We start from the raw sequence: 23,852 nt of genomic DNA, 5'->3' as shown, positions 1-23,852 counted from the left end.
GATCATGCCCGATTCGGTATAAAATAAAACCATATCATGACAAACCAATTTCTCATGCGTGCCCAATATAAATTGATTATGATGGCGCACCTGATTCCTCCCTCACCGTGAAATAGAGATCTTACCTTGGCAAACGAACAAATCACCTTAACAAGTGTCGCCAAAGATACAGGCACATTGATCCAACAAGCTGGCAGCAAAACGACCGAAACAGTCCTAGCGCATACGGAAAAATATCAAGATGCATACAGTGCTATCGATAAAATGATCTATGCGTTTTGGGATCGTATCCCCTATATCGGTCTTGCGATTATTGTTTTTGTGATTTTTTGGCTACTCACAAAACTATTCAAAGTTTTTGTGAATAAAACACTCAGTAATCGTTCTTATGCACGACAAAACTTGGTTCTGGTATTACATCGTGTCGGTAGCACTTTCATTCTATTTTTTGGCTTCTTGATTGCTTTGGTGATCGCGATTCCTGGGTTTACACCGAGCCAGCTCATTGGAGCTTTAGGGATCGGCTCAGTCGCGATTGGTTTTGCTTTTAAGGATATTTTTCAGAACTTACTTTCTGGCGTACTCATCTTATTGGGTGAACCATTTCGCATAGGGGATGCCATCATCGTCAATGGCATGGAAGGTACTGTAGAGGATATTCAAATTCGCGCCACCTTCTTACGCTCTTACGATGGTCGTCGAATTGTGATTCCAAATGCGACGGTTTATACCAGTGCCGTAACGGTAAATACGGCTTATCAACAACGCCGCTGTGAGTTTGTCGTTGGCATTGGTTATGATGATGATGAACAGAAAGCGAAACAAATTGTCTTGGACATTCTAAACAATGACCGTAATGTGTTAAGCCAACCAAAATTTTCAGTCAATGTAACAGCACTGGCAGACTTCTCAGTTAACTTAACTGTTCGTTGGTGGATTGATACCACAGAAACCGATATTTTATCATCGACAAGCTCAATCCAAGCTCAAGTAAAACAAGCATTTAATGCTCAAGATATTAATATTCCATACCCAATCCAAGAACTCAAAGTTCAGGCAAATCAAGCCGCACAATTGCCAACAGTGATGCAGCCTTCAGATAAACAGCCGTCCTAAGATATGTGCTACTGCTGTTTCTGTTCGCAAGATTCGGTTGCCTAAGCATACTGCTTGGCAACCATTTTTTTGCATCAATTCAATCTCATATGGAATGAATCCTCCCTCAGGTCCAACGATCACACTACATCGATGTTGAATCGCATGAGGCATAACCGCTTCAGCATAAGGATGTGCGACATATGCAGCGGCCTCAGTCGTGATAAAGCAAGGCAAGATATCTTCAACAAAAGGCTTGAACCGCTTATACAATTGAATCTCAGGAGCAATCGGATCGCCGGCTTGTTCTAAGCCAAGCGTCACATAATCATCCAATTGTTGCAAAAACGGCGTTTGCCAATAGCTTTTATCGACTCGATAACTATGGATTAAACTGATCCGTTCCACCCCCAAAGTCACAGCATCCATCACCATACGGCGCAACACTTTAGGACGAGGTAAAGCCAAAATCAGATGGACTGGTAATTTTTCAGGAATTGCCTCAACTCGAATCGGTTTAACAATGATTCTTTGCTCGGAAACATACAACACTTCTGTTAAATAACGCTGCTCGTTGCGAATACCTATTTTTAATGTATCGCCGGCACTTAATTGCAGATGTTGCTGTAAATGTTTTAATTGACGTGGGTTGTCGATTAACCATTGATCAGCACTAGCCGTTAGATGTGGCTCCAATAAAACCATGTTCATGACAAATTAGTTTGCTTCAAATAATGATCAAGTAATTGAATATGCTTTTGCAATGAACCCTGATTACGCTGTAACACCACTTGAGCCTGTTCGATTAACTGCTGACGTTGCGTTGAATTATTCAAACAATTGAGAAGTTGTGCCGTAACCTGCTCAGCATTCTCGCCAATCAAAATCGCCCGCTCTGCAACAAACTCATCCACGATCGTTTGGAAATTAAAATAACGGGGACCAATCACCGTTGGGACATCTAAAACCATCGGCTCTAGAATATTATGCCCACCACCTGGTTCATTCAATGATCCACCTACAAAGCAGGCTTGACTCAAGGCATACCACAACCACATTTCGCCCATACTATCAGCCAAAAAAACTTGCGTATCTGCTTGAATCGTTTGCTTAAGACTACGACGTTGCGTATTTAAATTTAAACTTTGGCAAGCCTTATACACTTCTTCGAAACGCTCTGGATGACGAGGAACAACGATACAAAGTAGATGAGGATTTGAATTTAAATATTGCTGTAATTGTTTAAGTAAATTTTCTTCCTCAGGGGCATGCGTACTGGCTAAAGTGATAATTTGCCGCCCAAGTAAATTCCAGTCTTGTTTTAATTGTTCTGCTTGCTCGATAAACTGCTGGGGAGCAGTAATATCAAATTTTATATTTCCTACGACCTGACTTTTTGTTCGATCCAGACCTAACTCAATATAGCGTTGTTGGGTAGCCTTATCTTGTGCCAACAGCCAAGTCAGCTGTTGTAACATCGGTCGAGTTAAACGACTCACTTTTCCATAGCCTTTGGCTGATTTTTCCGAAAGGCGTGCATTGAGCAAAATACAGGGAATTTGTTGTTGTCTTGCTTCAGCAATTAAGTTCGGCCAAATTTCAGTTTCAACCAAAGCCAAGAGTTTTGGTTGATATAACTCAAAAAACTGTTTGAGTAATGACTTTTGATCAACGGGTAAGTAAACCGCCTGAAATAAATCAAGATAAGGCGCTTTTAAAAAAAGTGATTTTGCTCGAGCTTGACCTGTCTTGGTGGTATTGGTAACCAGTACTGGATGACCTAATTTTAAATAATGCTCAATCAAAGGCTGTGCAGCATTGGTTTCACCGACAGAAACCACATGAAACCAAATGGTCGCTAAATTTTTTGGTGGCTGGAAGGGACCAAAACGCTCCACACATTCTTGCTGATACAGCGCATCACTTTCTGCACGTTGTTTTATTTTCCAACGATATAAGGGTTTGAGACAGGTCAATAAAAAGTTATACCAAAATGGTGTTTGCTGTACTGCGTTTTGCTGCGCCATCCTAGACCATATTTCACGATTTAATATGTGCTTATTATGCGGAATTTCAATAAAAAACTCATGCCATTTTTGTTGGTTCTGTTAAGACGATTTAACAACCATTAATGACATGAGTGTTCGAATAGAAGCTTATGCTTCTAGTTTTTCAAATACAGGATAATCCGTATATCCCTCTGCACCATCAGCATATAAAGTTTGAAAGTTTACCTGATTTAAAGGTAAATCATATTGTAAACGCTCAAATAGATCCGGATTGGCAATATACGCTAAACCAAATGCCACAGCATCCGCTTGCCCAGTCGCCAAAATGCGTTTTGCTGATGCAGGCGTTAATTTTTCGTTGGCAATCCAAGTACCTTTGAATTTAGGACGCAATTTTGGCATTAAACTGTCTTCTGCTTCATATTCACGCGTGAAAATGAATGCAACATGACGTTGATCTAACTGCTCGACCACATAACCAAAGGTTGCCAATGGATTTTCATCCCCCATATCGTGCGAATCAGCACGTGGTGCTAAATGTACACCGACACGACCTGCGCCCCACACTTCAATAAAGGCGTCCACGACCTGTAATAACAAACGTGCACGGTTTTCGATAGAACCACCATACTCGTCATCACGTGTATTGGTCTTACTTTGCAAGAATTGGTCGATCAAATAACCATTGGCTGCATGTAGCTCTACCCCATCGAAACCTGCCGCTTTGGCTTGTTCAGCAGCATGTTTATATTCCGCTACGATTTCTTGAATTTCTTCATGTGATAAAGCACGAGGTGTGACGAAAGGACGTTTTGGACGAAGTAAACTCACTTCACCAGCAGGTTGAATTGCACTTGGTGCAACAGGTGTATCGCCATCCAATAGGTCAGGATGCGAAATACGGCCCACATGCCAAAGTTGAACAACTATTTTTGAACCTTGTGCATGTACGGCATCAACAATCTTGTGCCAAGCTTGAGCTTGTTCTTGTGACCATAGACCTGGTGTCTTGGCATATCCCACGGCCTTAGGACTAATCACCGTTGCTTCAGTAATAATTAAACCCGCATTCGCACGTTGTTGGTAATATTCCACCATCAAATCATTTGGAATACGTTCTTCACCACTACGTGCACGGGTTAATGGAGCTAAAACCAAACGGTTTTTAATTGTAAAATCACCTACTTGTAAGGTAGAGCTTAATTCTGCCATGATCGCCTCAACTTCACTATGAACCGAAGCTTAAAGACCAAGTCTTGACTCACGGCTATAGTGTTTGTTTTAAATGTTCGATGTATTGCTGAATCAAAGCTTCATTACGTGTGAAGTATGACCATTGCCCATATTTTTCAACTTTAATCAAACCCGCTTGCTGTAATACAGACAAGTGATTCGACATCGTCGATTGCGCAACTTTGCCTAAACGTTCGATGTGTCCTGCACATACACCGCGTTCAAAACTGCCACCACATTCTTGTACAGGTAAAAATTGCTCAGGCTCTTTTAACCATTGCAAGATCTGTCGACGTAATGGATTGGCTAAGGCCTTGCTTATAACATCAATATCCATAGACTCACCATGTTTCTCAACAGGCAAAGCTTTGTTCAGCACCTAGAATCAGTATATCGAATTTTATAAATATTAATATCTATTTTTTTCGATATTAATATCATATTTTTCCGATTAACCTTAAGGTACTGAACGAGATTGCCGTTCTGAATTTCTTTATACCCCTCCTTTTGCTCTCTCAGAATACTGAGAAAGTTCATCTCTTCAAAAGAGAGGACACTCGATTAAACCATCGAAGACGTCTCCCTCTTTTAAGAAGTGATTGAGAGAGGTTCTTATAAACCTTGTTTCAAACTCGCTTCAATGAACTTATCTAAGTCACCGTCTAGCACAGCTTTAGTGTTGGAATTCTCCACACCAGTCCGTAAGTCTTTAATTCGTGAATCATCCAAGACATAAGAGCGAATTTGACTTCCCCAACCAATATCAGACTTCGAATCTTCCAATGCTTGTGCAGCTTCATTACGCTTGCTCATCTCTAACTCATAGAGTTTGGCACGTAATTGCTTCCATGCATGGTCACGGTTCGCGTGCTGCGAACGCTGGTTCTGACACGCCACCACAATTCCTGTCGGAGCATGCGTTAAACGCACCGCAGAATCGGTTTTGTTAATATGCTGACCACCTGCACCCGAAGCACGATAGGTATCAGTACGAACGTCAGAAGGATTAATATCAATTTCGATATTGTCATCAATCTCAGGTGAAATGAATACCGCAGAAAATGAAGTATGACGGTTATTGTTACTGTCAAATGGCGATTTACGTACTAAACGATGCACACCACTTTCAGTACGTAACCAACCATAAGCAAACTCACCATCGACACGGATTGTTGCTGATTTAATACCCGCAACATCACCATCTGAAACTTCCATCAACTCGGCCTTAAAGCCATGACGTTCGATCCAACGTAAATACATACGCAATAGCATAGACGCCCAATCCTGTGCTTCTGTTCCGCCAGAACCTGACTGAATTTCAAGGAAGCATGGATTCGGATCCATGGGATTGCTAAACATGCGACGGAATTCTAGATTACCTAAAGCTTGTTCTGCACTGTCCAACTCAGCTTGTACATCGAGCAATAGACTTTCATCATCAGCTTCAACAGCCAAATCAAGCATTGCTTTTGCATCATCAAGCTGTTCAGCAAGACGATCAAACACTCCAATGGTATTTTCTAAACTGCCCTTTTCTTTGGCGATGGCTTGAGCACGGTTTTGATCGTTCCAAATCGCAGGGTCTTCTAATTCTCTTAAAACTTCTTCTAAACGCTCAACTTTTAGATCGTAGTCAAAGATACCCCCGTAGTGTTTGGCTACGATCAGATAAATCTTTCAATTGAACTAAATACGGATTAATTTCCACGTGTGTTTTCTCACAAAAATTTTTCACTCAATTTGATATTTTAACATAACTGATATAGCCGACACAGCCTCTATCAGGTGAGAGCAATAATTGCGAAACAAGATCAACATCAACATTTTTTCTTATCGGTTTTATAACTCTCAAACGACACATTTAGCGACAATAGTGTTCAATAATTACACGAAGAATACCTAAACACACAATCCATCCTATGTTTTAATAAATCAAAACATTAATTTTTTACAATTAAAATCAATATCTTAAATAAACAAACTTACAATACATTTACATTTGTACCATCTGATTACTGACGAAGGATTGACGCATACTAGTTTTAGCCTAGACTGGAAGTTGTAACAAAACATGTAATCGAAATTTCATTTGGTTCATTATCTCAAAGGGGCATAACCATGAAAAAATTAGCAATTGCATCAGCACTTTTATCTGTATTTGCAGTAACAGGCACTGCTCATGCGTATCAAGCTGAAGTTGGGGCATCTGTAGGTTATATCGACCCTGACAAAGGTAGTTCAGGCAGTGACTTCGCGATTAATGGTAAATACTATTTCAATCCTGTACAAACTCGTAACGCGCCACTTGCTGAAGCAGCATTTTTAGATCGTGCAAGTAACGTTAGCGCTGAAGCAGTTTGGAAAGACAAAGGTGATACTGATGACAATACCTATGGTGTTGGTGTCGAGTACTTTGTTCCTAACTCAGATTTTTATGTCAGTGGTGATGTTAGCCGTAATATCTTGAAGCTAAATCATGCACGTGATATCAAAACTACTTATTACAGTGCTGAAGTTGGTTATTTACCAGCACCAGGTTTCTTAGTTGCTGTGGGCGCGAAAGGCTATGACAACAAGTTTGACGATGGTGTTGATCCAACTATTCGTGCGAAATATGTGACTCAAGTCGGCGGTAATGACATCAACTTAGAAGCTGGTGCAGCATTCGGTGACTTAGATGAGTTTAACCTAGCAGCGGATTACTACATTGATAAAACATTCAGTGTTGGTGCTGATTACTACGACAATGATCTCTCTAAACAACGTGAATTTGGTGTGAATGCACGTAAATTCTTCAACCAACAAATGAGTTTAGAAGGACGTATTGGTTTCGGTAAAGACAGAACCGTTGCTAAAAATGACTACAATACATTTGGTGTTGCAGCAAAATATCGCTTCTAAGCTTAGAAAAAAACCGCTCAATATTGAGCGGTTTTTTTATTGTTTTAAATAAATGACTTGTAATTGCAGGCTGGTACTTCCATTAAATACATTACGCTCTAAACTATAGACTAAATCGACATACCCTAGCATCGGGTTAAATTCAAAACGATCTATTGCGTTAAAAGCAATCGCGTCAATTGAGTGTGACCCTACTGCCAATTTCAGTTTTAAATGCTGATCTTTAAGCCAACGATAATCAACCACTTGGAATCGTCCTTCAAACTGCGGCAAAGGGAACTTTTGCCCCCAAGGTCCAAGCTGCTCAATCCAATCCAAAGAGCTTAAATGAAGAGCTGAATCCCCCAACTCTCCATCGGTCCACAAGGTGGCTTGAAATAAATCAGAATCCATCTCGGCGATCATTTGAGTAAAGAGGCTTTTAAACTCATCAAAATGTTCTTTCCTAAGCGTTAAACCTGCTGCTGCTGCATGACCACCAAAATGGCTCAGTAGATCTGGACGCTGCTCTGCCACGGATTCAATCATATCTCGGATATGAATGCCATCAATAGAACGCGCAGAACCTTTGATGTGTATCCCATCTTCATCAGGTGCAAATACCAAACTTGGGCGATAAAACTGTTCTTTAAGTCGCCCAGCGACAATACCAATCACCCCTTGATGCCATTGTTCATCAAACATCACTAATGCTGGCGGTATTTGCTCAGCTGTTAATTGGATATGTTGCAAGGCAGAAAGTGCTTGTTGCTTCATCTCCGTTTCAACTTGCCGGCGCTCAAGATTTAATTGATTGAGCTGCTGTGCGATTGGATAAGCGGTTTGCATATCGTTTGCAAGTAAACATTCAATGCCGATTCGCATGCTTTCCATACGCCCTGCGGCATTAATACGAGGCCCAAGGACAAAACCTAAATCTTGTGCACGTAAACTCGCAGCATCACGTCCCGCAATATCTAATAGCGCTAAAATTCCCACACGACATTGATGCTGCTGAATCCGTTTCAGCCCTGCATCAATCAATATACGGTTGTTGTAATCCAAGGTTGCGACATCAGCATAGGTTCCCAATGCCACAAGGTCTAAATATTGAGTGACTTTACAGCTACTTTTTCCTTGCTGAACACGGTGACTGGCTAACTTTGCCAATACATAAAAAGCAACACCTACCCCAGCCAAAGCTTTGCTTGGGAAATCGCAACCCAATTGGTTTGGATTGACTACCGCTTCAGCAGTCGGCGTTGGTTTTGTCGTGAGGTGGTGATCGGTAATAATCACCTGCATAGCTAAAGCTTGTGCTGTTTCTACACCAGCATGACTGGAAATGCCATTATCGACCGTGATCAGCAAATCAGGCTGATAACTCTGCTTTGCCAATTCCGCAATTTTGGGCGTGAGCCCATAACCATACTTAAAGCGATCAGGGACTAAATACTCTACTCTTGCCCCCATTTCTTGTAGAGCCAAAACCATTAATGCAGTGCTGGTTGCCCCATCCGCATCATAATCACCAATGATGACAATTTGCTTTTGTTGATCAATCGCTTGATCAATCAATTCAACTGCGGCATCGATCCCTTTTAAAGTAGGGGGCAATAAATGTTTTAGCTTGAGTTCAAGTTCTTGCTCTGATTGAACACCTCGTCTTGCTAATATCTCAGCAATAAACGAAGGCACGCCCTGAAACTGTTCAGGGCGTGTAAGCAAAGGTCTTTGTTGAATTTTTATCTGTGTCATTTATGGCATCAAACGTTGTATAACCCATTGCCCATCCTGTTTTTCATAACTCAAGCGGTCATGTAAACGATTTGGACGCCCTTGCCAAAACTCATAATAGTCAGCAATTAAACGATAACCGCCCCAAAAATCAGGTTTAGTGAGTTCACCGTGTTCACCCACTTGCTGCTGTAAGTCATAAAAACGCTGCTGTAACTCTTCTCGACTCGCAATTCTACCGCTTTGTGGGGTGCTGATATGCGCGGCGATTTGACTATCGCGGGGGCGCTTTAAATAATACTCAGTTGATTCATGTTCAGAGATCTTGATCACTTGACCACTGATACGAACTTGGCGCTCTAAACTTGGCCAGTAAAATAACAACTCAGCGAATGGATTTTCAGCAAGGTCTATCCCTTTTTGGCTGTCATAATTGGTATAAAAATCATAGCCTGCTTCTGTCGCACCACGTAATAATACAGTCCGTACATGTGGGCGACCTTGTGCATTTGCAGTGGCCAAAGACATCGTATACGGCTCATGTAAATGTGCCGCCAAAGCATGATTAAACCAATTCAAGAATTGCAGGTGAGGATGATCGCTGATCTGTGCTTCATGCAACTCACCTTGTTCATAACTTAATCGTAATTCACTCAGATCCTTAATCACATCACTCATTGGTATTCTCTCTTATGCAACTTGGGCTTGAGCTCTAACAGCTTCCGCCAAATGATTGGCAATGCTCTCTACCTCTTGTTGCTGATCACCTTCCACCATAACCCGAATCACAGGTTCAGTACCTGACTTACGAATCAAAATGCGACCACGACCTTTGAGTTGTTGTTCGGCTTTTTCAAATTCTGCAACCAGAGCAGGAATAGAATACGGATCAATCATCTGCTGTAAACGAACATTCACCAATACTTGTGGGAATAACTCAAAACCTGCAACCAACTCATGTAGCGCTTTGCCTTGTTCAACCATCACTGTAAGTACTTGCAGAGCTGCAATAATTGCATCACCCGTGGTACTTTTATCTAAGGTTAAAATATGCCCAGATGGTTCTCCACCAATACTCCAATTCTGCTCCTCAAGGGCTTGCAATACATAGCGGTCACCCACTTTTGCACGGACAAATCCAACATTGGCTTTATCTAACGCAAGCTCAAGTGCCATATTGCTCATCACTGTTCCAACCACACCTTCTGGCTTATGGTTGGCTTGTGTTGCAAGAATATAAAGAATATGGTCTCCATCAATAAGATTGCCATTTTTATCCACCATTACGACACGATCGGCATCACCATCAAAAGCAATACCAAGATCTGCTTGATGCTCAACTACCGCTTTTTGTAAATGCTCTGGATGTGTAGAGCCACAGTTTTCATTGATATTTAAACCATCAGGATCATTAAATAGTGGAATAACTTTGGCACCTAACTCGCGGAACACTGATGGCCCAACACTGTAGGCTGCACCATTGGCACAATCCACGACAATTTTTAAATTATGTAGGTTGAAATGATATGGGAAAGTTGATTTGCAGAATTCGATATAGCGACCATTGGCATCTTTTACACGAACACTTTTACCTAAGTTCGCTGTATCATCAATAAGCAAATCTTGTTCAAGCTCTTGATTAATTTGATCTTGTATATTATCAGGAAGTTTCTTACCTTCACTTGAGAAGAACTTAATCCCGTTATCAAAATAAGGATTATGTGAAGCAGAGATCACAATGCCCGCGTGTGCATGCAGAGCACGAGTAAGGTGTGCAATTGCTGGCGTCGGTAATGGACCAAGCAAATGCACATACACACCAGCCGCATTTAAACCCGCTTGTAATGCAGCTTCTAAAATATACCCTGATAAACGTGTATCTTTCCCCAAGACCACAATTGGCTTATTTTTTGGGCTATTACGTTTTAATACTTTTCCTGCAGCAAAACCCAATTTTAAAGCAAATTCTGGCGTAATCGGCAATTGTCCAAATTTGCCTCGAATTCCATCAGTACCAAAATAACTCATTTTCTACTCACTTTCTTATCGTAATATGACACTAAGCCACATCATTTATGATCTATTTCACTTTACACTAAAACAAAAAAACCGTCAGCGAACTGACGGTTTTTCCAGCGACAAAATTACCAAAAATCAACCAACACGGTAGTTTGGCGCTTCTTTAGTAATCGTCACGTCATGTACATGTGATTCAGACATACCTGCTGAAGTAATTTTTACAAATTTCGCATTTTGACGAAGATCTTCAATCGCAGCTGAACCCGTATAACCCATAGATGAACGTAAACCGCCCATCATTTGATGTACGATGTTGCCCATTGGACCTTTATAAGGAACACGACCTTCAATACCTTCTGGTACTAATTTTTCAGCACTTGCTTTTGAGTCTTGGAAATAGCGGTCAGCAGAACCAGTCGCGCCTGCCATTGCACCCAATGAACCCATGCCACGATAGGCTTTATAGTAACGACCTTGGAAAAACTCAACTTCACCTGGTGCTTCTTCTGTACCAGCAAGTAGCGAACCTACCATGATCGTGCTTGCACCTGCGCCAATCGCTTTCGCCATATCACCAGAGAAACGAATACCACCATCCGCGATCAAAGGAATTTGATCTTTCAAGGCATTTGCAACGCTATCAATGGCAGAAATTTGTGGCATACCAATACCAGCAACAATACGCGTGGTACAAATAGAACCTGGACCGATACCCACTTTTACCGCATCTGCACCTGCATCAAGCAATGCCAATGCCGCATCACCAGTTGCGATGTTTCCGCCAATCACCTGAACTTGTGGGTAATTCGCTTTTACCCAACGTACGCGCTCAATGACGCCAGCAGAATGACCATGTGCTGTATCAACAACAATCGCATCTACACCAGCATCGACCAATGCTTCTACGCGGCTTGGTGTCTCAGCACCTGTACCAACTGCTGCACCTACACGTAAACGACCGAGTTCGTCTTTACAGCTATTCGGGTAGCTTTCTGCTTTACGGAAGTCAGTCACCGTAATTAAGCCTTTAAGTTCGTTGTTTTCACCAACAACTAAAACTTTTTCAATACGATGCTTTTGTAGCAATGCTTGGATATTTTCTTTCGACTCGCCTTCACGTACAGTGACTAAGCGATCTTGACCTGTCATGATGTTACTAACAGGTTGCTCTAAATTCGTTTCAAAACGTGTATCACGTCCTGTCACAATACCGACAACTTTGCCGTCCTTAACCACAGGTACACCGCTAATATTATTTGCTTGTGTAATTGCAATCAGTTCACGAACCGTCGTTTCTGGTGTTACTGTGATTGGATCTTTCACCATTCCAGCTTCAAATTTTTTCACACGGCGTACTTCAGCGGCTTGCGCTGCGATATCCATGTTTTTATGCAAAATACCAATACCACCATTTTGCGCCATTGCAATCGCCATACGTGACTCAGTCACTGTATCCATTGCAGCCGAAACGAGAGGGATATTGAGTTGAATTCCGCGAGTTAAACGTGTCTTTAAGGAGACATCTTTTGGGAGAACAGTTGAGTAGGCAGGAAGTAATAAGACATCATCGAAGGTTAGCGCTTCTTGAACGATGGTCAGCATAACAATCTCACTGGTAAATTCCGTGAGCTATTATAAACAAATTTCACAGTGAATTTCATTTTCTAGGATGAAATAATTTCAGAAAAACCGTTACCATCACGTTTCCCTGTTTTTTGAATCCAGTTTCACAGACTTTTAATCAACCCACCTGATCATAATCTTCATTATTTGCAGCATCTTGTTCTTCAATTAAAATCAAAGGAATCATATTGTGTGCAACTCGAGCTTTATGACAATGTTCATCACCAACCTGTACTTCTCGGCAGGTTGAGCTACGCACCGCATAAATTGAACAACTCACCTGCTGTCCAACCACGCCTTCTAAAGCAATACATCTAACTTGAGTCTGATTTGTTCCCTTCATGCATGAATAAACAGCCGTGAGCGGCTCAATCATCTCACTTGGCATGACTTCAGCCTCAGCCCAATAAAACGATACACGGTAATGCGCACAACATGCGCCACAATGGACACATGTTTCAGAGGTCATAATTTGAGACAACATTTTTGTTAAAATTCTCGTTATCAAAATAAAACTCTTTAAAACGCGAATCCTAAAAAAACTTATCTACAAAAACAAGAGAGATGAACCCTATTTTTTGTATTCGACCGTCATATTTATCCTATGTTTAAGCGATTTCTGTGGGCATACTAAAGACATATTCATTCATCAGGTCAACACCACATTCCAGCGCTTCAATCCAATCTAGAAATTGCTCAATCATTTTTTTTCCAACAAAGGCTGTGCCGTGTTGCGGGACAATCATTTCTAAATCCATCTGACGTACCATATTGACCCATAATCGGATCACTTTATTTGAGCACATATAGCGCTGGTGAAAACCTTTCATTTTCTTAGTATGCGCTTCAAAATCTGCAATCGGCACACTCGCATCATCTACTATCGATGCTCCCATATCACCAGAAAATAAGATTTTTGCTGTCGGATCATAAAATTGGAAATTACCGACAGAATGTAAGAAATGTGCAGGTACTGCGACAATCGAGGACTGCCCTAAAGGAATAACCTGTCCCGTATCAGACAGCTCAATAAGCCGCTCTTCCCAATTTCCCTTCATACGATCACTCATAAATGCTGAATTGAGATGCGGTAGAAAACGTGCCCACAACTTTGATGCGACAACTTTGGCATCGGTATAGACCAACCAACGAGGCATCGAGGTAATAATGTCTGGGTCCTGATGAGAAGCCATCACATAATCAAGATTTTTCAGTTTGGTGTAGCGATTAAGCTCCATGGTTAAAGGCACATATGTGAGATCACCGCCTGGATCTAAAACCGCAGCTCGCTCATGGTCAATAATCAAAAATTGATTTGCTTGAATGCCTTCCCCTTTCACCAAACTGGTAAAACTAATGCATTTATGCGTACCATTATCAAATAATATCTGTGATGTTGTCCGTTCAAAACTCATAGAAACCCCAAAAAATCTTTTAAATATGAATTATTTTAATTCCATAATAAAATAATGGGATTTAAATCTAGATTCAATCACATATTGGATATTTATCATAATTTATCCAACAATCAGCTTTAGATTTATTGCTTGGTTTTAGAAAACGGATCCCTTAAAATAATAACCATTCTCATTCATGGCATTCACCTGCCATTTTGCTCCCTCCCTTGGACATCTCTATGCTTGTTACGCATCGTACTTTACTCGCAACACTTATCTTAAGCACTATGACCATGGCATATGCTAAAGAAGATCAAGACCTTATACTCCCAACTATTTCGGTCAAAGCCCAACAGCAAGATCAGGCCTATGCCGCCACGACAGCGACTTCAGCACTCAAATCCAATGCACCTCTATTTAAAACTACTCAATCAGTTTCTGTTGTCACCCGTGAACAACTTGACCAAAAACAAGCAAGAACGCTTACGGATGCACTTGAAGGGGTTGCAGGTGTAGAGGCTGGAAAGCTTGGTCGCCGTGGTTGGGATGATTTTATTATTCGAGGCCAAACTTCTTCTGACTCGGTGTATGTCGATGGTTTAAGAATTGGTCAAAGTTCACCTACCCCTTCTGTAGCTGCTGAAATTTCGGGAATGGATCAAGTACAAATATTAAAAGGCCCTGCTTCGATTAATTTTGGTTTGGTTGCTCCGGGAGGTATGGTCAATTTAGTCACCAAACGACCTGAAGCGGAAAACTTTGCGCGAGCTAGCATGACTTATGGTAGTTACAGCCTTAAAGAAGGGACTTTCGACTTAAACTATAGCCCAAATAAGAGTGAAAAAGGTGCCTTCCGTTTAAATGGTCGTATCTCCGATCAAGATGATCCAACTGACTACGTTTATTTTAAAAATTACTACATCTCCCCCTCTTATAACTTTGACTTAGGGGATAACACTGATCTTTCTGTCATCGCAAGCTATCAGCATCGAGAATATATTCGCCAACAAGGTTTACCTGTCATTGGTACATTAAAAGATAACCCTAACGGCGCTATAGACCGAAGTTTATATATTGGCGATCCTCATTTTGGTAAATATGAAGCAGATGTATATCGTACTGGTTATACGTTTAAGCACGCCTTTGAAAATGGATGGAACTTTAACCAAAACTTTGCCGTACAAAAAACTGAAATGGATGGTCAAGCAGTCTTTGCCCGTACAGGTAGTAACTTTTGGGCAGATAAAAACTACACCACGATCAGCCGTAAAAATAACAGTCGCCACCAAATTATTGATAACTTAAGTTATGCAATTGATAACCGTTTAAATAACCAATTTGAATTATATGGCATGCAGCACGACATCAATATAGGTGTTGATGCCTTCCAAGAAAAAAGTGATTACACCAACAACCGTTGTAATGTCGGTGATTTCAACATATACACTCCCGTATATGGACAAACTGTTACTTGTTCCAATCCTGTCAGCAACCACGATATTAACCGTTTAAAATACGCAGGTTTATATATTCGTGACCGTATTCAACTCAATGATCAATTACTGTTAAGTCTATCTGGTCGCCAAGATTGGGCACAAACTCAAACTACAAGTTTAATTACGGGAAATAGCAGTAAACAGTCTGATGAAGCATTTACTGGTAGTGCCTCTGTCATGTATACCCTCAATGACATTGTGGCGCCTTATGTCAGCTACGCGACTTCATTTACTCCAAACAGTGGTACTGATATCAATAGCAATCCATTTAAGCCAGAAAAAGGAAAACAGGTAGAAGTTGGGATGAAGTTACAAAGCCCAGATCAACGCATTCAAGGTGCTATTGCTTGGTATGACTTAAAACGTCAGAACGTAGTTGTTAATGATTCAGTAAATTCAAATGAAAAAGTACAACGTGGTGAACAGTTAACTCGTGGTATCGAAACTGAACTCAGCTCAGAAATTTTAGAAGGCCTAAAATTAATAGCTGCCTATACCTACACAGCCGATGCCAAAATTAGTAAAGACGCCGATAGTAGCAATATTGGCAAAGCACTTAATAATGTCCCAGAACACAGCTACAGTTTCTCTGCACGTTATAAATTTGATCCCACATCAAAACTTGGCTGGTATATAGGTGGTGGATTTCGCGGCGAAACTTATAAAACTATGGATAAACTAGATGTCCATATTCCAGGTTATACCGTCTTTGATACTGAAGCAGGCTATGATGCGGCACATTGGGGTGCCCAATTGGCAATCCGCAATATGTTTGACAAAGACTATTATGCGGGTGCGCTCAATGAGAATCTCATCACCTTAGGCAATCCACGACAGATTAATTTTACTGTGAAATTTAACTATTAATCATTTAAAGCCCCTTTGATCAAAGGGGCTTTAAAATTGTAATACGCTCTAATCAACAAAAACTCAACAACTTCTGCCAAAGCGTGTTTTTCAGATTACAACCCTAAAAGAAATAATGCTGAAGCAAAGTAGACACACCGATAATCAAGAAAATGGCAGCACCCACTTTATGAATCAATGAAATCGGCAATTTATCAGCAATCTTGTGCCCAATGAACACCGCTGGCGCATTGGCAATCATCATCCCTAAGGTTGTACCCATCGTCACCCAAAAGATACTGTCAAAACGTGCAGCTAAAGCAACCGTTGCAATTTGGGTTTTATCTCCAATTTCTGCCAAGAAAAACAAGGTAAAAGTCGCACCAAATACACCAAACTTTTGCCATTTATTAATGTTCTCTGATTCATCGCCCAATTCATCCGGAATCAGCATCCAAATCGCCATTCCAATAAATCCAAGCGCCAGAATCCACAACAAAATTTCAGGGCTGAGTACAGTTGTAATCCACTGACCTAGTACAGCAGACACACCATGATTGATCAAGGTCGCCAATAATATAGCAATTAAAATCGGAATCGGCTTACGGAATCGCGCAGCAAGTAACAATGCCAAAAGCTGAGTTTTATCGCCCATTTCAGCAAGGGCAACAATCGAAGTTGAGATGAGAAATTCATACATAATGGATTGCTCTGGCTAGCATATATACCGATGACCTATCCCTCCTGCTAGCCAAAATCAAATGAATTGATGCAGAGTGATAAATCAAAGGTCTTGCCAACAAAAGCACAGCGTGAGCTGCTTTGGTTCTTTGCTATGATGACCATGTTCGGTTGAACAATTATGTTGATCATCACCTCTTTACTTTGCGTAAAGAGCGGCTACTCCCCAATGAAGTTTAGTTATTTTAACAAATCCCTTCTCCATTTAAAATCTCTAAATTTAGATTTTTTGATAACACCATAATCCATAACGTAATATACCCAACACACAAGCAAAAAAAAGATTACTCCCTATAAGACCCAGACTGCCCCAACTGCTTACACCACCCACTTGTTGTGCTTGATATTCCATTGTCATCGCGACTGTAGCAACCATTACTTCTAACCCCATCACCATATAGAATACCCATTCCCACGGGAAATGCAGAACACTCACCCAGAGCCCCATAGCAACAAACATAACCAGCAATAACGGCAACATTATTTTATATACCGCGAACATTATTACTCCACATCAGATCTCCTTATTTAGTATTCATTTTAGATAAAAAATTGCACAAATAAAGCACTACATTGATTCAGGCTATTCAAAAAAAGAAAACCCCGCAATTGCGAGGTTATTCCAAATCAAACCATTGAAATTACAGTAACAAAGTACGAATATCTTTCAATAATTTAGTCAATTTATTGGTGAATCGTGCTGCATCGGCGCCGTTGATCACACGATGATCATAAGACAGTGACAATGGCAACATTAAGCGCGGATCAAAGTCTTTTCCATTCCATACTGGCTGCATGGTGGCAGGTGAGATACCCAAGATTGCAACTTGAGGCCAGTTCACTAATGGCGTAAAGGCCGTTCCACCAATTGAACCTAAGCTGGTAATCGTGAAGTTCGCACCTTGTAAATCTTTTGGTGATAACTTGCGATCACGCGCTTTTTGACTAAGTTCAGCTAACTCTGTAGCAATTTGCTTAATGGACTTTTGGTCTGGATTACGTAGTACAGGCACTGTCAAACCATCTGGTGTTGCAACAGCAATACCCATATGAATTTCATTACGGAGCAATACAGACTTTTGATCATCCGCCAAATGACCTGCAAAATAAGGCTCTTCTTTTAACAAGTGAGCAACCGCTTTCGCGATGAACGCTAAAATAGTTAAGCTAACACCTTGCTTCTTAAAGCCATCTTTTAGTTCGCCACGCCACGCTTCAAGCTCAGTGATATCAGCTAAGTCAAACTGAGTCACTTGCGGAATGAAGTTATTCAATGACAATTGCGGTACCGAAACCTGTTGCAAACGCGTCATTGCTTTTACTTCACCACCACCAAATGCGGTGAAATCAGGTAGCGATGGCAAACCTGAAGCCACAGGCGCTGCCTGTGTGCTTGGAGCAACTTGCGGTGCAGTTAAACGAGTTTTTACATAAGCAAAAACATCATCTTTCATCACACGACCATGTTCACCAGATGCTTTAACTTGGCCAAGTACCACACCCAATTCGCGCGCTAATTTACGCACGGCAGGACCAGCGTATACCTTTGCATTTTCAGCTTCTTGCTCTTTAGTTAACTTGTCAGTACTAGATGGTGCCGCAGGCGCAGACTGAGTTGAAGCAGGAGTTGCCGCTTTAAGTGCTGTTGCTGGTGAAGTAGATGCTACTGCTGCTTTTGCTGCTTTTGCTGCTGGACCTTCAACTTCAATTGTTGCAAGCAATATACCTTGCGAAACTTGTTGACCTGCTTGTAAATGAATTGCTTTGACAACACCAGTAACCGTACTTGGGACTTCTACAGTCGCTTTATCTGACTCAACCACAACAAGGCTTTGGTCGACATCAACTTTATCGCCAACTTGGACTAAGATTTCAGCAACAACTGCTTTATCGACACCTAGATCAGGAACATTGATATCCACTGGACCAGATTGAGTAGCCGTCGCTGCTACAGTTTCTTGCTGAGCTGGTGCAGGTGCTGCCGCCTCAGCTGCGGTAGAAGCAGGTGCCTCAGCTGGTGCACTAGATGCAGACGTTGTTTTCACTTGAAGAAGCACAACACCTTCTTTAACGGTATCGCCTTCTTTCACTTGAATGCTTTCCACAATACCCGCAACACTACTTGGAACTTCTACAGTCGCTTTATCTGACTCGACAACCACAATACTTTGTTCAACATCGATCTGATCACCCACTTTAACGAGGATTTCACCAACCAATGCTTTTTCAACGCCGATGTCAGGTACAGTTACGTCAACAGTTGCAGTTGATGTAGCAGCAGGTTGAGCTGAAGCTTGAGTTTGTTGTGCAGGTGCTGGAGCAGCTGGCTTTTCTTCAGCCGCAGGAACTGGAGTTGGCGCTGCTTGTGCTGCCCCTTCTGCTTCGACCTCGATCAAAGCCACACCTTCAGTCACATCATCACCTTGATTAATCAAGATACTTTTTACGACACCTGCCGAAGTACTAGGCACTTCAACAGTTGCTTTATCTGACTCAAGCACAACAATACTGTCGTCAACTTCAACACGGTCACCAACTTTTACTAAAATTTCAGCAACGTTTGCTTTATCTACACCAATATCAGGGGTCTTAATTTGCATGCTTAGTTCCCCTCACCTGTTTGCGTTTCATTATATTCAGCAACTGGCTGAACTTCTGGATGTGCTTGTGGAACCCAGGCTACTGGACGATCCGTATCTAACTCAAAGTTAGAAATTGCATCTTTCACCAAACGTGCATCCACCTCACCTTCATCCGCTAATTTTTTCAAAGTCGCAACAACGATATGCGCAGCATCAACACCAAAGAAACTACGTAGGTTCGCACGGGTATCTGAACGACCATAGCCATCTGTACCCAATGCTACAAATGGACGACCATCTGGAAGATAGGCACGAATTTGTTCACTATAAGCACGCATATGATCTGTAGCAGAAACGACGATACCTTCCGTACCTCGTAATTGTTTAGATACCCAAGATTCTTTCACTTCTTCAGCAAGTGGGTGTAGGCGATTGTATTCTTCACATGCCATACCATCACGTGCCAATTCGTTGAAGCTTGTGACACTCCACACATTTGAATGAATTTGGTATTCATCACGTAAGATTTTCGCAGCTTTAATCACTTCACGAAGAATTACACCTGAACCAAGTAATTGGACAGTTGCTTTTTCATCTTTCTCGAATAAATACATACCACGTTTAATGCCCTCTTCAACGCCTTCTGGCATTTCAGGATGTTCGTAGTTTTCATTCATTACCGTTAAGTAATAGAACACACGCTCTTGGTTCACATACATACGTTGTAAACCGTCGTGTACGATTACCGCTAACTCATAACCAAAACATGGATCATACGATACGCAGTTTGGAATCGTGTTCGCCAAGATATGTGAATGACCATCTTGGTGCTGTAAACCTTCACCGTTTAATGTTGTACGACCCGCTGTCGCGCCCAACAAGAAACCTTGAGCCTGTGCATCACCAGCAGCCCATGCAATATCACCAATACGTTGGAAACCAAACATTGAGTAGTACATGTACATTGGAATCATCGGCAAGTTATTGGTTGAATAACTGGTTGCCAAAGCAGCCCATGCGCTCATCGCACCTGCTTCATTGATCCCTTCTTGTAACATGTGACCATCTTTTGCTTCACGGTAATGCATGAGCTGTTCTTGGTCTTCTGGTGTATATTTTTGACCGTGAGCGGCATAAATACCAAGCTGACGGAACATACCCTCTAAACCAAACGTACGTGCTTCATCTGGAACAATTGGCACGACACGATCTTTAATTGCTTTTTCTTTGAGTAAAGCAGAAATTAAACGCACCATCACCATCGTGGTGGATTGCTCTTTGCCACCAGAACCTTTCAACACTGCATCAAATACAGATAAATCAGGAATCTCTAAAGACTCACTCTCACGACGACGTGCTGGCAAGTAACCACCCAATGCATCGCGGCGCGCCTTCATATATTTCATTTCTGGAGAGTTTTCACTTGGACGATAGAATGGAAGTTCTTCTAACTGCTCATCCGTGAATGGAAGATTGAAACGGTCACGCACATATCGTAACGAGTCAATTTGCATCTTTTTGATTTGGTGCGTTTTATTCACCGCTTCAATTTCTTCAGACAAACCATAACCTTTAATGGTTTTTGCCAAGATTACTGTTGGCTGACCTTTTGCTTTCATTGCTTCTGCATAGGCAGCAAACACTTTGTAAGGGTCATGTCCACCACGGTTTAAGGCATCAATATCTTCATCGCTTAAGTCTTTTACAAGTTCCGCAGCTTCTGGGTACTTGCCAAAGAATTTCTCACGCGTATAGGCACCACCTTTTACTTGGTAGCGCTGGTAGTCACCATCAACAGCTTCTTCCATACGTGCTTTTAAGGCACCGCTTGTATCTTTAGTCAGTAATGGATCCCAATGACGACCCCATACTACTTTAATGACACGCCAGCCTGCACCACGGAAGATCGATTCAAGTTCTTGAATAATTTTACCGTTACCACGTACAGGGCCATCTAGACGCTGTAAGTTACAGTTAACCACCCAAACTAAATTATCAAGCTTTTCACGGCCTGCCAATGAAATAGCACCTAAGCTTTCTGGTTCATCCATCTCACCATCGCCGAGATATGCCCAGACCTTACGATCTTCTTCTTTAATCAAACCACGGTTCATCAAATATTTTTGAATGTGTGCTTGATAAATCGACATGATTGGACCAAGACCCATTGATACCGTTGGGAATTGCCAATAGTCTGGCATCAGATAAGGGTGTGGATAGCTTGGTAAACCATTGCCACCAACTTCACGGCGGAAATTACTTAACTGCTCTTCAGTTAAACGTCCTTCAAGGAATGAACGTGCATAAATACCAGGAGCACAGTGTCCTTGGTAATAAATCATATCTCCGCCGAAATTATCATTATTGGCGCGGAAGAAATGGTTAAAACCGACATCATATAGGGTTGCAGACGATGCAAAACTTGCGAGGTGACCACCTAAATCATCACCTGTTTTATTGGCGCGAAGAACCATCGCCAATGCATTCCAACGGATTAAAGCGCGAATACGACGCTCCATATCCTGATCACCAGGCATGGCAGGTTGTTCTTCAACTGAAATAGTATTGAGATAAGGTGTATTTAAGCGTTGAATAGGAACGTGTTTGGCAATGGCACGTTGATAAAGTTTCTCAAGTAAGAAAGCAGCGCGTTCCGTGCCCATATGTTGTAATACTGAATCAAAAGCATCTTGCCATTCTTGGGTTTCCTGCGCGTCTGAGTCGCCATAAAACGCCATATAATTCACCTTTTCCCTTAAGCTATATTGTTATTGCTATATTTATCATGTTTTGGCTTCATAAAGGTATCGCCCTAAATGAATACAAAAGCGCTTAATATTTTTTTCCTAAATAGTCATTGACCCAAATCAAACAAAAAATATAAAAAATCGCCAATAAAGGCGATTTCTTCAAACATTTATATACAACTGTTAACAAATTACATTAAGGCAACAAAGCAAGATAAGTTGAAGGATTGCGACGCTGGCCATCTTTCACGACTTCAAAATGTAAATGAGGTCCAGTGCAACGACCAGTACAACCAACATTTGCAATATGCTGACCCGCACCAACACGCTCACCCGCATTGACCATTAAGCGTGATGCATGCGCATAACGAGTAACATAGCCATTACCATGATCAATTTCAACGTATTGACCATAACCCGTACCCCAACCTGATTTGGTTACAACCCCAGGACCTGTTGCATAGATAGGTGTGCCCGATGGTGCTGCAATATCAACACCTGAATGATGGCGAGTAGAACCTAATAGCGTACGGTTACCCCAAGTCGAACTAACACGACCATCTTGCAATGGATGACTGACTAACCAAGAATGACCCGTACCCGCTGAGAATGAAGGTCCACTCTCTTGGCGACCATACTTCTTTTCAATACTGGCATTGTTTAGTTCAATGGTTTTTTCGCGTAATTTAACAGAGACATTTGATACAGCTGGCAGATCAATATCATCAGGATGGGTATATGAACCTTGAGCTAAGGTTTTAGATAACTGCTCTAGACGGTCTGCAGCAGTGGCTTGATTGATATTTTGATAATCTGCAAAAGCAACCGAAGCGGCTGAAGCAGCAAGTGAAAATGCAAGTAAAATACGACGCGTATGCATAAAAAACCTCTTGAAACCGTCCTTAAATTGTTCCTTTATCATCTCTTCCTTGATCACAGCCGAACTAAACGCTTAAGATGGACAGGTAACCTCTAAGGAAGTTGACATGTCTGAACCTAACAACGTTTTTCAACAGAAAGGACAACATACAAAAACTGGAAACTTAACGTTTCTGACTACGCAAGTCACACAATGGCAAAAACTTACGAAAATTATTCAACCATTATTGCCCCAACCAGAGCAATGGCAGGTTGTTTGTTATCAACATGGCGTTTTGATCATAACAGGTGAAAATCAAGCGATGATTAGTCAACTTAGTTACTTACAAACTCACTATGTCGCGCAGTTCACTCAACTTGAAGTATTCCGTGATTTACGCAAAATTCAAGTTCGATTGAGAAACAAAAAACATGTTTCAACAGAACCTGCCCCCGCATCAAAGAAACTTAATTCAGAGACTCAAGAGCTTTTACGCAGTGCCGCTGAATATGTGAGCGACCCTAAGCTTAGCCAAGCTTTACTACTTTTGGCAAGCAATAAAAAGTAAACAGTACAACTTAAGTGATG

Annotated in this window: 20 protein-coding genes and 1 riboswitch; of the genes, 4 read left to right on the top strand and 16 right to left on the bottom strand. The window is 41.4% G+C overall.

Translation table 11 applies throughout. The features are described 5' to 3' along the window. Positions 1-126 precede the first annotated feature (126 nt). Positions 127-1,116 (top strand): mechanosensitive ion channel family protein, encoded by a 990-nt coding sequence (locus DS737_RS00800; RefSeq protein WP_004641509.1) that lies wholly within the window; start codon positions 127-129, stop codon positions 1,114-1,116. Here the strand turns inward: DS737_RS00800 and DS737_RS00795 are convergent. The 5 genes from DS737_RS00795 to prfB all read right to left on the bottom strand — a co-directional run bounded on the left by DS737_RS00795 (position 1,096) and on the right by prfB (position 6,045). After that, positions 1,096-1,806, bottom strand: coding sequence for a 16S rRNA (uracil(1498)-N(3))-methyltransferase (locus DS737_RS00795; protein ID WP_113996544.1), 711 nt, complete (start codon positions 1,804-1,806; stop codon positions 1,096-1,098). The genes DS737_RS00800 and DS737_RS00795 overlap by 21 nt on opposite strands. Further along, entirely contained in the window at positions 1,803-3,122 is a 1,320-nt protein-coding gene (locus DS737_RS00790) for a 3-deoxy-D-manno-octulosonic acid transferase (protein ID WP_113996543.1), read from the bottom strand. The genes DS737_RS00795 and DS737_RS00790 overlap by 4 nt, the downstream gene beginning before the upstream one ends. 129 nt (positions 3,123-3,251) lie before the next feature. Continuing rightward, a complete protein-coding gene (locus DS737_RS00785) occupies positions 3,252-4,316 on the bottom strand; it encodes an alkene reductase (protein ID WP_004641515.1) in 1,065 nt (354 codons plus the stop codon). A 55-nt stretch (positions 4,317-4,371) separates the two neighbouring features. Further along, a complete protein-coding gene (locus DS737_RS00780; protein ID WP_005403396.1) occupies positions 4,372-4,674 on the bottom strand; it encodes an ArsR/SmtB family transcription factor in 303 nt (100 codons plus the stop codon). Between the two features lie 275 nt (positions 4,675-4,949). Then, positions 4,950-6,045 (bottom strand): peptide chain release factor 2 gene (gene prfB / locus DS737_RS00775; protein WP_100222739.1). Its coding sequence is split into 2 segments (ribosomal slippage): positions 4,950-5,972 and positions 5,974-6,045, totalling 1,095 coding nucleotides; the frame shifts between segments, so codons are not numbered across the junction. A gap of 410 nt (positions 6,046-6,455) precedes the next feature. Between prfB and DS737_RS00770 the strand changes: the two genes are divergently transcribed. Then, the gene (locus DS737_RS00770; protein WP_004641522.1) at positions 6,456-7,238 is read left to right on the top strand and encodes a putative porin; all 783 of its coding nucleotides are present in this window, start codon (positions 6,456-6,458) and stop codon (positions 7,236-7,238) included. Between the two features lie 36 nt (positions 7,239-7,274). Here DS737_RS00770 and recJ read toward each other — a convergent pair whose 3' ends face one another. The 6 genes from recJ to DS737_RS00740 all read right to left on the bottom strand — a co-directional run bounded on the left by recJ (position 7,275) and on the right by DS737_RS00740 (position 14,011). After that, complete coding sequence (gene recJ / locus DS737_RS00765; RefSeq protein WP_113996542.1) at positions 7,275-8,975, bottom strand: single-stranded-DNA-specific exonuclease RecJ; 1,701 nt, start codon at positions 8,973-8,975, stop codon at positions 7,275-7,277. After that, the gene (gene pdxH, locus DS737_RS00760) at positions 8,976-9,632 is read right to left on the bottom strand and encodes a pyridoxamine 5'-phosphate oxidase (RefSeq protein WP_004641528.1); all 657 of its coding nucleotides are present in this window, start codon (positions 9,630-9,632) and stop codon (positions 8,976-8,978) included. It abuts the gene before it with no gap. A gap of 12 nt (positions 9,633-9,644) precedes the next feature. Continuing rightward, the gene (gene glmM / locus DS737_RS00755; RefSeq protein ID WP_113996541.1) at positions 9,645-10,982 is read right to left on the bottom strand and encodes a phosphoglucosamine mutase; all 1,338 of its coding nucleotides are present in this window, start codon (positions 10,980-10,982) and stop codon (positions 9,645-9,647) included. A 126-nt stretch (positions 10,983-11,108) separates the two neighbouring features. Beyond that, positions 11,109-12,575 (bottom strand): IMP dehydrogenase, encoded by a 1,467-nt coding sequence (guaB, locus tag DS737_RS00750; RefSeq protein WP_004641532.1) that lies wholly within the window; start codon positions 12,573-12,575, stop codon positions 11,109-11,111. A gap of 139 nt (positions 12,576-12,714) precedes the next feature. After that, positions 12,715-13,080, bottom strand: a complete 366-nt coding sequence (locus tag DS737_RS00745; protein ID WP_004641533.1) for a YkgJ family cysteine cluster protein — start codon at positions 13,078-13,080, stop codon at positions 12,715-12,717. Positions 13,081-13,204: 124 nt separating this feature from the next. Further along, on the bottom strand, positions 13,205-14,011 hold the full coding sequence (locus tag DS737_RS00740; protein WP_113996540.1) for an oxygen-binding di-iron domain-containing protein: 807 nt from the start codon (positions 14,009-14,011) through the stop codon (positions 13,205-13,207). Positions 14,012-14,232: 221 nt separating this feature from the next. Here DS737_RS00740 and DS737_RS00735 point away from each other — a divergent pair, with 221 nt between their 5' ends. After that, positions 14,233-16,356: a TonB-dependent receptor gene (locus tag DS737_RS00735; RefSeq protein WP_113996539.1), complete on the top strand. Its 2,124-nt coding sequence runs from the start codon at positions 14,233-14,235 to the stop codon at positions 16,354-16,356. Positions 16,357-16,459: 103 nt separating this feature from the next. Here DS737_RS00735 and DS737_RS00730 read toward each other — a convergent pair whose 3' ends face one another. The 5 genes from DS737_RS00730 to DS737_RS00705 form a co-directional block, all read right to left on the bottom strand. After that, positions 16,460-17,035: a TMEM165/GDT1 family protein gene (locus DS737_RS00730; RefSeq protein ID WP_113996538.1), complete on the bottom strand. Its 576-nt coding sequence runs from the start codon at positions 17,033-17,035 to the stop codon at positions 16,460-16,462. Between the two features lie 82 nt (positions 17,036-17,117). Next, a riboswitch (yybP-ykoY riboswitch) is annotated at positions 17,118-17,256 on the bottom strand. A gap of 40 nt (positions 17,257-17,296) precedes the next feature. Then, positions 17,297-17,578 carry a hypothetical protein gene (locus tag DS737_RS00720; RefSeq protein WP_113996537.1) on the bottom strand — a complete coding sequence of 94 codons (282 nt, stop codon included), beginning with the start codon at positions 17,576-17,578 and terminating at the stop codon, positions 17,297-17,299. 139 nt (positions 17,579-17,717) lie between these two features. After that, positions 17,718-19,676 carry a 2-oxo acid dehydrogenase subunit E2 gene (locus DS737_RS00715; RefSeq protein ID WP_113996536.1) on the bottom strand — a complete coding sequence of 653 codons (1,959 nt, stop codon included), beginning with the start codon at positions 19,674-19,676 and terminating at the stop codon, positions 17,718-17,720. A gap of 2 nt (positions 19,677-19,678) precedes the next feature. Beyond that, on the bottom strand, positions 19,679-22,396 hold the full coding sequence (gene aceE, locus DS737_RS00710; RefSeq protein WP_113996535.1) for a pyruvate dehydrogenase (acetyl-transferring), homodimeric type: 2,718 nt from the start codon (positions 22,394-22,396) through the stop codon (positions 19,679-19,681). Positions 22,397-22,601: 205 nt separating this feature from the next. Then, entirely contained in the window at positions 22,602-23,285 is a 684-nt protein-coding gene (locus tag DS737_RS00705; protein WP_004641547.1) for a M23 family metallopeptidase, read from the bottom strand. A 106-nt stretch (positions 23,286-23,391) separates the two neighbouring features. On the opposite strand from DS737_RS00705, the gene DS737_RS00700 reads away from it, so the two are divergent. Next, positions 23,392-23,832 (top strand): hypothetical protein, encoded by a 441-nt coding sequence (locus DS737_RS00700; protein WP_004641549.1) that lies wholly within the window; start codon positions 23,392-23,394, stop codon positions 23,830-23,832. The last annotated feature ends 20 nt before the right edge of the window (positions 23,833-23,852 follow it).

The organism is Acinetobacter haemolyticus, assembly GCF_003323815.1.
Classification (GTDB): domain Bacteria; phylum Pseudomonadota; class Gammaproteobacteria; order Pseudomonadales; family Moraxellaceae; genus Acinetobacter; species Acinetobacter haemolyticus.
The sequence above is the reverse complement of the archived record's forward strand: the minus strand, read 5'-3'. Positions and strand labels throughout refer to the sequence as shown.

Excerpts from the sequence above, each read along its gene's own strand:
- DS737_RS00790 (WP_113996543.1), bottom strand. The coding sequence starts at position 3,122 with ATGGCGCAGCAAAACGCAGTACAGCAAACACCATTTTGGTATAACTTT.
- guaB (WP_004641532.1), bottom strand. The coding sequence starts at position 12,575 with ATGCTGACCATCGTTCAAGAAGCGCTAACCTTCGATGATGTCTTATTA.
- DS737_RS00720 (WP_113996537.1), bottom strand. The coding sequence starts at position 17,578 with ATGTTCGCGGTATATAAAATAATGTTGCCGTTATTGCTGGTTATGTTT.
- DS737_RS00740 (WP_113996540.1), bottom strand. The coding sequence starts at position 14,011 with ATGAGTTTTGAACGGACAACATCACAGATATTATTTGATAATGGTACG.
- DS737_RS00735 (WP_113996539.1), top strand. The coding sequence starts at position 14,233 with ATGCTTGTTACGCATCGTACTTTACTCGCAACACTTATCTTAAGCACT.
- DS737_RS00705 (WP_004641547.1), bottom strand. The coding sequence starts at position 23,285 with ATGCATACGCGTCGTATTTTACTTGCATTTTCACTTGCTGCTTCAGCC.
- DS737_RS00700 (WP_004641549.1), top strand. The coding sequence starts at position 23,392 with ATGTCTGAACCTAACAACGTTTTTCAACAGAAAGGACAACATACAAAA.
- DS737_RS00715 (WP_113996536.1), bottom strand. The coding sequence starts at position 19,676 with ATGCAAATTAAGACCCCTGATATTGGTGTAGATAAAGCAAACGTTGCT.
- aceE (WP_113996535.1), bottom strand. The coding sequence starts at position 22,396 with ATGGCGTTTTATGGCGACTCAGACGCGCAGGAAACCCAAGAATGGCAA.
- DS737_RS00730 (WP_113996538.1), bottom strand. The coding sequence starts at position 17,035 with ATGTATGAATTTCTCATCTCAACTTCGATTGTTGCCCTTGCTGAAATG.
- pdxH (WP_004641528.1), bottom strand. The coding sequence starts at position 9,632 with ATGAGTGATGTGATTAAGGATCTGAGTGAATTACGATTAAGTTATGAA.
- DS737_RS00745 (WP_004641533.1), bottom strand. The coding sequence starts at position 13,080 with ATGTTGTCTCAAATTATGACCTCTGAAACATGTGTCCATTGTGGCGCA.
- DS737_RS00785 (WP_004641515.1), bottom strand. The coding sequence starts at position 4,316 with ATGGCAGAATTAAGCTCTACCTTACAAGTAGGTGATTTTACAATTAAA.
- DS737_RS00780 (WP_005403396.1), bottom strand. The coding sequence starts at position 4,674 with ATGGATATTGATGTTATAAGCAAGGCCTTAGCCAATCCATTACGTCGA.
- recJ (WP_113996542.1), bottom strand. The coding sequence starts at position 8,975 with ATGACACAGATAAAAATTCAACAAAGACCTTTGCTTACACGCCCTGAA.
- glmM (WP_113996541.1), bottom strand. The coding sequence starts at position 10,982 with ATGAGTTATTTTGGTACTGATGGAATTCGAGGCAAATTTGGACAATTG.
- DS737_RS00795 (WP_113996544.1), bottom strand. The coding sequence starts at position 1,806 with ATGAACATGGTTTTATTGGAGCCACATCTAACGGCTAGTGCTGATCAA.
- DS737_RS00770 (WP_004641522.1), top strand. The coding sequence starts at position 6,456 with ATGAAAAAATTAGCAATTGCATCAGCACTTTTATCTGTATTTGCAGTA.